Annotated in this window: 12 protein-coding genes; 3 read left to right on the top strand and 9 right to left on the bottom strand. The window is 59.6% G+C overall.

From position 1 onward, the window contains the following. Positions 1–130: 130 nt before the first annotated feature. Both PSH76_RS24005 and PSH76_RS24000 read left to right on the top strand, forming a co-directional pair. A complete protein-coding gene (locus PSH76_RS24005) occupies positions 131–505 on the top strand; it encodes a tol-pal system YbgF family protein (protein WP_098950489.1) in 375 nt (124 codons plus the stop codon). Positions 506–727: 222 nt separating this feature from the next. Continuing rightward, positions 728–1,087, top strand: coding sequence for a PilZ domain-containing protein (locus tag PSH76_RS24000; RefSeq protein ID WP_098950490.1), 360 nt, complete (start codon positions 728–730; stop codon positions 1,085–1,087). 52 nt (positions 1,088–1,139) lie between these two features. Here the strand turns inward: PSH76_RS24000 and PSH76_RS23995 are convergent, their stop codons facing one another. From PSH76_RS23995 to PSH76_RS23970, 6 genes are read right to left on the bottom strand one after another with little or no spacing between them, the layout of a single operon-like run. Next, positions 1,140–2,471 (bottom strand): DUF58 domain-containing protein, encoded by a 1,332-nt coding sequence (locus tag PSH76_RS23995; protein WP_305493015.1) that lies wholly within the window; start codon positions 2,469–2,471, stop codon positions 1,140–1,142. Positions 2,472–2,478: 7 nt separating this feature from the next. After that, positions 2,479–3,474 (bottom strand): MoxR family ATPase, encoded by a 996-nt coding sequence (locus PSH76_RS23990; protein WP_305493014.1) that lies wholly within the window; start codon positions 3,472–3,474, stop codon positions 2,479–2,481. Then, on the bottom strand, positions 3,471–4,628 hold the full coding sequence (locus PSH76_RS23985) for a DUF4350 domain-containing protein (RefSeq protein ID WP_305493013.1): 1,158 nt from the start codon (positions 4,626–4,628) through the stop codon (positions 3,471–3,473). The genes PSH76_RS23990 and PSH76_RS23985 overlap by 4 nt, the downstream gene beginning before the upstream one ends. Next, a complete protein-coding gene (locus PSH76_RS23980; protein ID WP_305493012.1) occupies positions 4,625–6,154 on the bottom strand; it encodes a DUF4129 domain-containing protein in 1,530 nt (509 codons plus the stop codon). Before PSH76_RS23980 ends, PSH76_RS23985 begins: the two co-directional genes overlap by 4 nt. Beyond that, positions 6,141–7,121, bottom strand: coding sequence for a stage II sporulation protein M (locus PSH76_RS23975; protein WP_138762271.1), 981 nt, complete (start codon positions 7,119–7,121; stop codon positions 6,141–6,143). Before PSH76_RS23975 ends, PSH76_RS23980 begins: the two co-directional genes overlap by 14 nt. Next, positions 7,118–7,810, bottom strand: a complete 693-nt coding sequence (locus PSH76_RS23970; protein WP_032895482.1) for an RDD family protein — start codon at positions 7,808–7,810, stop codon at positions 7,118–7,120. The genes PSH76_RS23975 and PSH76_RS23970 overlap by 4 nt, the downstream gene beginning before the upstream one ends. Positions 7,811–7,976: 166 nt before the next feature. Here PSH76_RS23970 and sbcB point away from each other — a divergent pair, with 166 nt between their 5' ends. Then, positions 7,977–9,404, top strand: coding sequence for an exodeoxyribonuclease I (gene sbcB, locus PSH76_RS23965; protein WP_032895484.1), 1,428 nt, complete (start codon positions 7,977–7,979; stop codon positions 9,402–9,404). Between the two features lie 90 nt (positions 9,405–9,494). Here the strand turns inward: sbcB and mvaT are convergent, their stop codons facing one another. From mvaT to PSH76_RS23950, 3 genes are all read right to left on the bottom strand, one after another. After that, positions 9,495–9,869, bottom strand: a complete 375-nt coding sequence (gene mvaT / locus PSH76_RS23960; protein ID WP_019821235.1) for a histone-like nucleoid-structuring protein MvaT — start codon at positions 9,867–9,869, stop codon at positions 9,495–9,497. 320 nt (positions 9,870–10,189) lie between these two features. Continuing rightward, the gene (locus PSH76_RS23955) at positions 10,190–11,170 is read right to left on the bottom strand and encodes an IS5-like element IS1384 family transposase (protein ID WP_010466230.1); all 981 of its coding nucleotides are present in this window, start codon (positions 11,168–11,170) and stop codon (positions 10,190–10,192) included. A gap of 53 nt (positions 11,171–11,223) precedes the next feature. Beyond that, a complete protein-coding gene (locus tag PSH76_RS23950; RefSeq protein WP_305494488.1) occupies positions 11,224–11,343 on the bottom strand; it encodes a DUF411 domain-containing protein in 120 nt (39 codons plus the stop codon). Positions 11,344–11,493 lie beyond the last annotated feature (150 nt).

Genomic DNA, 11,493 nt, shown 5'->3' with positions numbered 1-11,493 from the left:
CTTTCGTTGTAGTCATTGTTCGTTTGCACTACTTATCGACGATTGGCTTGTTTTGGCTGCGGTTGAATGGGCAAACGCCTTGAAGATTTTCGACCAGGGGTCGATACACTGCACAAGACAGGAGAACCCCATGCGAATTTTGCTCGTTGCTGCCCTGGCCGCCAGTGTTGTCGGCTGTACCCGCTGGTCGATGGACCACCATTTGAACAACGCTTACCGCGCCTATGGGGTGGGTGATTGCCAGCGTGTCACCCTGGAGTTGTCCCAGGTCGATCGCGAGAGCCGTACCCGCCGCTACGTGCAACCGGAGGTTTCGATGTTGCGCGGGCAGTGCCTGGAGCGCCAGAAACTGTTTGTCGATGCCGCACAGACCTATCAGTTCATCATCGGCCACTACCCGTCGAGCGAGTACGCCTATCGAGCCCGCGCGCGGCTCGATACCTTGCAACAATTGGGGCATCTGCCGGCTGCAGGCCTGGCAAAACCACGGCCTGCGTCGCTGTAAGGGTATTTGTCGCTTCAGAGCTGGCCGGTCGCCAGTCTTGCGCTATTCTTTGAATGTCTGTTTGTGCAGTTTCCCATTCGAACGGATGCAAGGCCCGGATTCGGCAGCTGTTTGGTGACAAGCGGTACCTGTTGTCACACCGAGATCCAGGGAGAGCAAGCGGTTGCTTGTTCCGAATCACTGGCACGGCCAGATTTTTGGCTATTGGATGGCGACTTCACCATGTTTACCGAACGACGGATCGAACGGCATCAACTGCCGTATTTTTTGCAGGTGTTCAATCGTATTACTGACAAGCCAATCGGCTTTCTTGGAAATGTGTCTGAAAACGGGCTGATGCTGATCAGTTCGTTACCCATGATGACCGAGGTGGATTTCGAGCTGCGCTTGAAAGTGCCGGCGGCGCAAGGCGAGTTCAAGGTGATTGACCTCACGGCAACCTGCTTGTGGAGCCACGAAGATGTCACCCCGCAGCATTACGACTCGGGGTTCAGCGTGCTCGAGGCGCCCGAAGAGTACCGGCATCTGATCAACGCGCTGTTGCAGTACTTCAGCTTTTATCCTTTGCAGGCCTCTGTCTGAATTATGCGTGGGGTCGTGACCATTTCCTGGCCATGGCCCTGCGCAGTCATCCTCAGAATACCCCGGCCTTTTTCCATTCCAGATAGCGCGTGACCAGCCCGGCACCCAGCGCCGATGGCAAGGTATCCAGCACCGAGAGCCCATGGGCACTCAAGCGATCATGGCGTTGGTTGCGGGTATTGAGGTAATCGACCGTGCCGCAGTAAGCCAGCGCTTCGGGCAATGTTTGCACAGGGGCCTGGCGTAGTTGGTCGAGGACCTCTTCCCTCAGACTGGCCACCAGTACGCGGTGATGCCTACCGATACGCTGGACGGCGGCCATCAAGGCTTCATCCTCCTCATCCCGCAGGTTGGTGACGATGATCACCAGTGCCCGGCGTTTTTGCCGTGCCAGCAATTGGCTGGCGGCAGCCTGGTAGTCGGCGGTTTTTCGCGTGGTCTGCAGGTCGTAGACCGCATTGAGCAACAGGTTCAATTGGCCACTACCCTTGACCGGCTTCAGGTAGCGCGGCTGGTCGCTGGCGAACGTGCACAGCCCTACGGCATCGCCCTGGCGCAAGGCGACATAGCTCAGCAGCAGGCAGGCATTGAGGGCGTGGTCGAAATGGGACAGCTCATCATCCTGGCTGCGCATGTGCTGGCCGCAATCGAGCATGAACACGATTTGCTGGTCGCGCTCATCTTGGTATTCCCGTGCAATGGGCGTTCGTTGGCGGGCGGTGGCTTTCCAGTCGATCTGGCGCAGGCTGTCGCCTTCACGAAACTCGCGCAGTTGGTGAAACTCCAAGCCCAGCCCTCGCCGCTGATGTTGGCGCACGCCCAGTTGGCTCAGCCAGTTATCCACACCCCGCAACTGCGCGCCGTATAAGCGCGCGAAATCCGGGTAAACGCGGGTGGCATCGTGGGTGTCGACCCAGCGTCGTGCCGACCACAGCCCCAATGGGCTGGGCAGCAGCAGCTCGCAACGACTGAAGTGGAAGTGCCCGCGCCGCAAGGGGCGCACGCGATAGCCCAGCTCAGCACGTTCACCGGGGCGTAGTTGAATGGATTGAGGCAGGTTCTCCACCGCCAGGCCATCGGGCACGTGATCGAACACCTGCGCGGTCAGTGGTTGCGGGTAGTCGTGCTCCAGGCACAGACGTATTTCTTCCCAGCGCCCCAGCGCCAGGCTACCGGGCAATGCCCTGTACACGCGGGCCGAAGGGCGGCGACGCAAGCGTGCAGCATCCAGCATCGCCAGCAGCAACAGGGCCAGCAGCAGGCCCCAGGCCAGGGAATGCAAGGTGGCGGGCACTTTCAACTGCAACGCTGCCGAGGCGCCCAGCAAGATGTTCAAGCCGAGCAGAACGCCCAGCCAGGTCAGCAGCAGACGAGTCGGTTTCATGGCCGCGTCATTGCCTTGGTGCTGCAATCTGGTCGAGTAACTGCTGGAGCACCTGGTCGACTTCAAGGCCGTCGATGTCCAGTTCGGGTGCGATGCGTACCCGGTGACGCAGTACCGCCAGGGCGCAGCCCTTGATGTCATCGGGGGTGACAAATTCGCCACCGCGCAATAACGCACGGGCACGGGCGCCGCGTACCAGGGCAATGGAGGCCCTGGGGCCGGCACCGATGGCCAGCCCCGGCCAACTGCGCGTGGCACGGGCCAGGCGCACGGCGTAGTCGAGCACCTGCTCATCCAACGGCAGGTCACTGGCAATTTGCTGCATCGTTACTACGTCCTCGGCTTGCTGCACCGTACGCAACGGCTGTACCTCCAGCATGTCGGCCTTGGACGAGCGTGTCACTTCGCGGACCATATCCAGCTCTTGTAGAGCATCTGGGTAGTCCATTCGCACCTTGAGCATGAACCGGTCCAGCTCGGCCTCGGGCAGTGGGTAGGTGCCTTCCTGCTCGATGGGGTTCTGGGTCGCCAGTACCATGAAGGGTTGGCCGATGGGTAATGCCTCACCCTCAAGGGTCACTTGACGTTCCTGCATGGCTTCAAGAAGCGCTGCTTGGGTTTTGGCCGGTGCCCGGTTGATCTCGTCGGCCAGCAGCAGGTGGGTGAATAACGGCCCCTTGCGCAGTTTGAACTGTTCGGTCTGCAAGTCGTACACGGCGTGGCCGGTGACATCGCTGGGCATCAGGTCCGGGGTGAACTGGATACGGGCGAAATCACCGCCAAAGCAGCGGGCCAGGGCGCGTACCAGCAAGGTCTTGCCCAGGCCAGGCACGCCTTCCAGCAGTACGTGGCCGCCTGCGATCAGGGCAGTGAGCACGTCGTCAATCACCGCGTCCTGGCCAATCACGGCCTTGCGCAATTCCACGCGCAGCGCCTGGGCCTGCTGGCTGGCATGCTGAAGGTTCTCGGCGGTCAGGGCGGTGGCCAGTGGAGAGTCGCTCATAAGGCATTCCTGAGGGTTTGCAGGCACGCCACCTGTCGGCTGAAGTCGGCGCTGGAAAGCCGCTTCAGCGCAACGGGCTCTAACGCCTGGCTGATGATATGAGGGGGTTGTCGCGTAAGGTGCTCCAGCACTTGGCGTTGCCCTGGCGCATCAAGGTGTTCGAAACCGGGGTGGCGTCGCCGGGCTGCGCGCAGAATGTCGTTCTGCAAGGCTTTCAACAACGTGCCCTGGCCACTGCGGCGCAACAGGAAATCCGCGCTGGCCTTCAAGTGTTCCTGCAGCTGGCGACGGGCCTTGGGCGCCGGCGCCTGGATGGGGCCCTGACGCATGCCTGCGTGCCACAACCCCAGGGCAAGCAGTGCAACCAAGGCGACGAGGGCCTGGGGGAAATTACGGAGCAACAGGGTAAACAGATCGTCCGTGTCGCTGTTGAACAGCAAGGTGACGTCAGTGCCCTGGTTCAGATACCACAGCAACCAGGCGTTATCATGTTTGCCGATATCCGCGGTTTTCCACAGGTCGCTGTCGGTGATCACCGTGACGCGGCCTTGCCCCAGCTCAAGTTGCATCAGGTGGCTGGACTTGGCGCTGTTGGCGGAAAACTGCGCCAGATGCTTGGGGTCGGTGAGGTTGAAGTCGGTGTCAAAACTGAAATAGGCCGGTGCCGTTTCGTTGTCGACATACAGCTTGGTCAGGTCCGGCTTGGTTTTTTTACGCGGTGGCGCGGGTTCGTCGAAGGTGTCGCTCAAGGTTTGGCGGACGGTGAGGCGATCAAGCAGCAGGTCACCGCTGGTGCCGGTTTCCTCATCCCATAACGCCTCGGCGACCAGTAGCAGGTGGCCGCCGGCTTTTGCCCAGCCCAGCAGTTGTTCGACCTGGCGTGGGGTCATGTTGCTGCGCTCCCCCAGCAGCAATAGGCTATGGCCTTTGGCGGGCAGCTCGGCGAGTCGTTCAAGGCCATTGGCATGCGCCACCATCACGCCTTGCTGGCGCAGAAAGTGTTCGGCGGCCAGGTAAGGGTTGGCGCGTGCCTCTGGCGACGGGCCGCGATCTACCACTTCGTCGTAGGGAATTGCCTTGTGCCAGGCATATAGACCGCCCGCACCCAACAGGCACGCCAGTAGCAGCGCTACCCACAATAACGCCCGGTTCATTGGCTCGCTCCGTCACTGAAGAGCGCGCGCCAGTCGCTGCACAATTTCTGTTGGGCTGAAGAAGGCGGCAGACGGTGACCATAGGCCAGGTTTTGCCAGTGGCGTGTCAGTTCGTCGCTGAACGCCAGTAACTGCGGTTGTTGCAAATGATGAACACGCTCCAGTACCTGCCCCTCGGTAGCGGCGCTTGTCAGTGGCAGGTCGAACTCATGCAACAGCCGGCTGAGCAACCCGCGATACAGCAGGCCAAGGGCTTCCCGGGGCTGGGTGGGCCATAGCTGTTCGGCGGTGCTGGCGATGTCTTCGGGCAATGTCTCGGTGCCCAGCTCCAGCCCGAACAACTGAGCGGGAACGGGCGAGGGAGCGGCCGTGCGAGTGGGCCCAAGGCGGCTGACGAAGGTGCGCAACCATTCACGGTAACGCCAGCACACCAGAGCCAGGCCGCCAATCACAAGGCTCCAGAGCAGTATTTCCAAGGTTTTGGCGACGTATTTGAAGGTGTCGCTGTTGAAGTTGTCGAGCAGTGTCTGGAGCCAGCCAGGTAATTTACCGTCGCCCTTGGCCTTGTTTTTAACCGGCGCTTTTTCTTCACCAAACCGATAGCGTGTGACGGTTTCCGGGTTCTTGAAGGGGGGCTTTTCCAGCAATGCCTGGATGGATTGGCTGGCGGCCTGGGTGCTGAGGGGCTTATGGGCTGTGGCTTCATCTGCCATGGCGGGTGGGCTGACGTGTAGCAGCGCCAAGCCGACGACCAGCAACAACAGCGGTGCGACGTTGCTCAGGCGCTGGCGCAGGCGACGGAATACCAGTTCCAGGTCCCAGGCCTCCAACACCGTGCGGCGGTTGAGGTACAGGCTGAAGCCACAGGCGACGTAAATGGGTTCCCAGAACACCAGGACCAAGGCATAGAAGGCATTGCTCAGGTGCTCCAGCCAAAGCACGTCCGAGCCTGACGCCAATATCAGCCGTTGCCAGTCCCAGTCCAGTTCAACCTGTTGCGGGATGAAGAGATAGAACAGGGCCATGCCGCCAAACCACAGGCCGATTTCCAGGTGCACGCCGATCGTCGTCAGCCAGCGTGCGGCGCCAGCGTTCCGTTGCAGCAACACCCCAAGGCGCCGTTGACGTGCGTCACCGTCCAGGCCTTCCAGTTGGCTGATGGGCAGGGTGAAGCTGCGGCTCATGCTCAGCCGCCGCCAGGTCAGGCTGGCGAACAGTTGCCCCTTGAGCAACTGCGGCCAATGGCGAACGGCCTGTTTGAGGCTGGGGGGCTCACCAAACAGGGCCTTGGACAGAATGTACAGCGGCAAGCGGTCGAAGGCCGGCTTGAGCCACCAGAACAGGAACATGGCCAAAGACGGGTAATTCCAGAGCAGCACTGTCAACAGGCTGAATACCGGCAGGCTCACCAGCGCCCAACTGCCCATCAGCAGGGCGCGGTGTTCCCTGGCCATGAGCACACCTAGGTCCATGGCTTCCCAGGAAGTGCGCGGGCGAATCACTACGCTGGCGTCAGTCAGGCGCATGGCGACTCCGCCCGGCCAGGGTCAGGTAAGCGGCCACCAGCAGCCAGAGCGCGACGCCTACTGCGTATTTGATCCAGGGCTCAATGCCAGTGGTTGAGGACCAGTAGGCTTCGATAAAGGCTGCGATCAACAGAAACACCATGACACCGCAGAGCATCCGTACGCTTTTGCGCGCGGCCAGGCGCAGGGCCTCGCTGCGCGCCAAGCGCCCGGGGGCGACCAGTGACCAGCCCAGTTGCAAGCCTGCGGCACCGGCCAGTGTGATGGCGGTCAACTCGAATGCGCCGTGACCCATGACAAACGACCAGAAGGTCTGGCCATAGCCGATGTCGGTAAGGTGCCCGGAAACCGCACCTATGACCAGACCGTTGAAAATCAGGAAGAACACACTGCCCAGGCCGAACAACAGGCCGGCGGCAAAGGTCTGGAAGGCGATGCCGATGTTGTGCATCACGTAATAGCCAAACATCATCCAGTCTTCGCTGGCGGCACGTTCGGCAGCGCGGCCCAAGCGGCTGGCGTCGGGGTTGTACATGCCCTGCATCTCGGCCACCTGCTGGGGGCTGATGATGCTGTAGACAAGGTCCGGGAACAGGTACACCAGCAGGGCTATCCCCACCAGGCTGCCAAAGAACAGCAGGCCGGCGATCAGCACAAAGCGCCACTGTTCGCGTACCAGGCGCGGGAAGCCGGCCAGAAGAAACGCCAGTATGTTCGCCGTCAGTTGGCTGCGATGGCGATACAGTTGTTGATGGCCACGTAGTGCAAGCTGTTGCAACGGGTCGACCAGGTAACTGCTATAGCCCCGCTGCTGAGCCAGGGCCAGGTGTTGGCACAGGCGTCGATATTGATGCGGGAAGTCGGCAACATCGGCGGCCTTGGCTTTACCTTGCTCCAGTTGCGTCAACTGCTCGGCGAAGGTTTGCCATTGGTGCTGGTGGCGGCTTTCAAAAAGGCTCTGTTTCATGTTGGCCCCAACAAACCACGGGCTACACCGTTGAGTTGCTCCACGGCACGCGGCGCAGACACCTGCAGGGGCTCGGCGAGGATGGCGGCCAGTTCATGCACGCGTTCGGCCGAGAGCTCGGCCTGGCGTTCGGCGAAACCGAGGATGGCCCGCTGTTCGCTCAACTCCAGGGCGAAGGGCAGGCGCAGGGCGGGTGCTTGAGGGATGCTTGGGCGTGCCAGCGGCAGTTCGCGGTACACCACCAGCGTACCGGCCGCCAGGTCGCCGAGCCGCTTGAAGTGCGGATGCTGCAGGCAGCTGATCGCGCCGAGGAAATAACCGAAGGGCAGCATGTCGACAAAACGCAGCAGGTTGCGGATCAGCGATGCCGACCAGCCGATGGGCGTGCCGTCATCCTGTACCACGCGCAGGCCCATGACCTGCTTGCCCGGCGAGCAGCCCTGGTTGAGCACTTCGAACAACACCATGTACCACCAGCTCACCAGGAACAGCAGCAGCGAACCCAGCCCGACCCCCACATTGCCGAGCAACGCCAGCGGCACCAGCAGGATACCCATGATGATCCCGCGCACGCCCAGGTCGAATGCAAAGGCCAATGCCCGGGAGGGCAGGCCAGCAGGGCGCAGGGGCAGGTCGATGCCCTCCGGCGTTTCTATCTGATAGTGGGTATCCAAAGGCGTTGATGGCATTGCGATCCTTGGCAGTGCGAGGCGACTCAGAAACACGGATGCTAGCAGTGTCGAGGATGGAAGCAACCACCCGAGGTTTTTCTGGATATTTATACAGTAAGGTATCGCTGGCCCCGAACGCCTTGCAGCGCCTAGACTTTGTCGGTCTTCAGCACAGGAATAGCCCGTGACCTCGATTTTCTGGTACGACTATGAAACCACCGGCATCAACCCGCGCAACGATCGCCCGCTCCAGGTAGCCGGGATCCGCACCGACCTTGAGCTCAATGAGGTCGGTGCGCCGATCAATCTTTATTGCCAGCCCAGCGACGATATCCTGCCTCATCCGGCAGCCTGCGCGATCACGGGTATCACGCCGGGTATCCTCGCCGAGAAGGGCCTTGCCGAAGCCGATTTCATGACTCGGGTGCACGCCGAGCTGGCCGCGCCAGGTACCTGCGGCGCCGGCTACAACACCCTGCGATTTGACGATGAAATGACGCGCTACAGTCTGTACCGCAATTTTTTCGACCCGTATGCGCGCGAGTGGCAGGGCGGCAACAGCCGCTGGGACTTGATCGATGTGATGCGCACCGCCTACGCCCTGCGGCCGGAGGGCATCAACTGGCCCGAGCAGGAAGGGCGCGTGACCCTCAAGCTCGAACGCTTGACCGAGGCCAACGGCATCGACCATGGCCAGGCCCATGACGCGTTGTCGGATGTGCGTGCAACCATCGCCCTGGCGCGGTTGGTCCGGGAGAAACAACCGAAGTTATATGAGTGGTTGTTTCAACTGCGCAGCAAACAACGGGTCATGGATCAGGTGCGGTTGCTGCAACCGATGGTGCATATCTCCGGGCGTTTTTCTGCCGAGCGCCATTACTTGGGCGTGGTCTTGCCCCTGGCCTGGCACCCGCGCAATCGCAATGCCTTGATCGTCTGTGACCTGGGGCTCGATCCACAAGGGCTGTTGGACCTGGATGCGGCGACCCTGCGCCAGCGTCTTTACACGCGCCGCGATGAGTTGGCCGAAGGTGAGCTGCCGGTTCCGCTCAAGTTGCTGCATATCAACCGTTGCCCGGTGGTCGCGCCGTTAAAGGTGCTGCGTCCGCAAGACCTGGAGCGCCTGCAATTGGATAAGGAGGCTTGCCTTGCGCGGGCGCTGCGGCTAACTGACGCACAGGAAGTTTGGCGGGACAAGTTAGCGGCCATTTATGCCGAGGAAGACTTTGCGCCGAACGCGGACCCGGAGCAGCAGCTCTACGATGGTTTTATTGGTGACCGTGACCGTCGTTTATGTGAGCAAGTTCGCATGGCGGAGCCTGCACAATTGGCCCGTCAGCAATGGCCGTTCGATGATCATCGTTTGCCGGAATTATTATTTCGCTACCGGGCGCGTAACTTTCCTGAAACCTTGAACAATGAGGAGCAACAACGCTGGAAACTTTTCTGTCAGCAACGTTTGTCGGATGCGCAGTGGGGGGCGCCGAATACCCTGTTGGGGTTTAAGCAGGCGCGTGAGGAGTTAGCGGTTAGTGCTACATCGTTTCAGTGTCAGGTACTGGCGCAATGGCAGGACTATGTAGATTCCTTAGCGGCGCGCCTGAATCTGTAGGCGCATAACTACAGAATATTCCGACAATAAAAAACGCCAGCAAGCTGGCGTTTTTCATGTGTGACGTATCGGGTGAACGTCCGACCGGGCTTAGCCCAGCAGGGTTGCCCAACCTTCAACTACGTCACCGCCCCACTTGGCTTTCCACTCTTTCAGAGTTTTGTGGTTGCCACCTTTGGTTTCAATCACTTCGCCGTTGTGCGGGTTTTTGTACTGCTTGACCTTGCGAGCACGCTTGGTGCCGGTAGTTTTCACAGCGCCACGCGGTGCTTTAACTTTCGACTCTGGATCCAGCAGCGCGATGATGTCACGCAGGGATTTGGAGTATTCACCCATCAGGGTGCGCAATTTGCCTTCAAATTCCAGCTCGGTTTTCAGCTTGTCGTCTTCGGACAGGTTCTTCAAACGGGCTTGCAGCTCTTTGATAGCTTCTTCGGTGGCGCGGTATTCGTTGATCAGTGACATGTGGACTACCTTATGTAGAACGCTGATTGACAGGGTGAGTGGCCTAATAATAGTCAGGCAATTTCATCAAGTAAACATTTAAGACGTTATTCAGGTGAATGACATTGAATGTGTGTGAGAAAACCTGGCCGATGAGTTAATTAGTAAGCGTTATGCGCAAAGATAATCGCGTTAAGGATGGTCTGAAGTAGCCATGTATTTCCCCGGCATACCACCTAGCGCAACTTTTAAACTCGCCAAATGATCAAAAAACAATCAATTCGACGAGTATTTCTTACGTTTTCGCCACCCGGACCCCACTCCGGTGGCCATTTCCCGCATTACAGGCGCACCTCTCCTGCATTCGTCAGTAAATGTCGGCGCGCCATCCACAGGTTCGACAGAGCGAACAGTGTCACCAGTTGCGCCGTGTTTTTGGCCAAGCCGCGAAAGCGCACCTTGGTGTAACCGAACTGGCGCTTGATTACCCGGAACGGATGCTCGACCTTGGCGCGCACCTGAGCCTTGGCCTTTTCAATCTTGCGCTTGGCTTTGTACAGCACGCTGCGCTTATCGAGTTTTTTGTAGGTGCTGCGGCGTGCCGCCACCTGCCAGATAACTTCACGTCCTTCATGCTCGGGCCGCTTTTCGACACCGGTGTAGCCTGCATCGGCGCAGACCACGTTTTCGTCGCCATGCAGCAATTTGTCCACCTGGGTGACATCCGCCACATTGGCCGCCGTGCCCACTACGCTGTGCACCAGACCCGATTCGTCATCGGCGCCGATGTGGGCCTTCATGCCAAAATAATACTGGTTTCCCTTCTTGGTCTGGTGCATTTCCGGGTCGCGCTTGCCGTCCTTGTTCTTGGTCGAACTGGGCGCATTGATCAGCGTTGCATCGACGATGGTGCCCTGGCGCAGCGACAGGCCGCGGTCGCCCAGATAGCCATTGATGACAGCGAGGATGCCGGCCGCCAGCTCGTGTTTCTCCAGCAAGCGGCGGAAGTTGAGAATGGTGGTTTCGTCGGGGATGCGCTCCAGGTTCAGCCCGGCAAACTGGCGCAGGATCGTGGTTTCGTACAGCGCTTCCTCCATCGCTGGATCGCTGTAGCCGAACCAGTTCTGCAGCAGATGCACACGCAGCATCGCCATCAACGGGTAGGCCGGACGGCCACCTTCACCTTTCGGATAATGTGGCTCGATCAAAGCAATCAAGCCCTTCCACGGCACCACCCGATCCATCTCGATCAGGAACAACTCCTTGCGGGTTTGCTTGCGCTTGCCAGCGTACTCGGCGTCGGCGAAGGTCATCTGCTTCATCGGGAAACTCGGTGGGTGGGGTCGCGGTATTTTGCCAAATCAGAAAGTCTTTTTCAGAGTTTCCTTAGTTCAGCAATTTGTGTGACCGGAACATGGCCTTCGACGAATTTCCCACTTACAACTCCCGTGTGGCACGACGCCAGATTTACGGGTACGCCGAGCTTCTCGTTCATATCGCTAATGTTGTTTTCCATATAGTCGACCACTCCTTCAGATAAGCGATCCACCTGGTCCAGCAGCCACAGTTAGGGGCTTTGTAGACGGCAATTGATTACGCTGCCTGTAACAATGAGGCTGCATTTAGCGTTGCAACGAGTGCAATG

It is taken from the genome of Pseudomonas sp. FP215, assembly GCF_030687795.1.
Taxonomy (GTDB): domain Bacteria; phylum Pseudomonadota; class Gammaproteobacteria; order Pseudomonadales; family Pseudomonadaceae; genus Aquipseudomonas; species Aquipseudomonas salmasensis.
The sequence above is the reverse complement of the archived record's forward strand: the minus strand, read 5'-3'. Positions and strand labels throughout refer to the sequence as shown.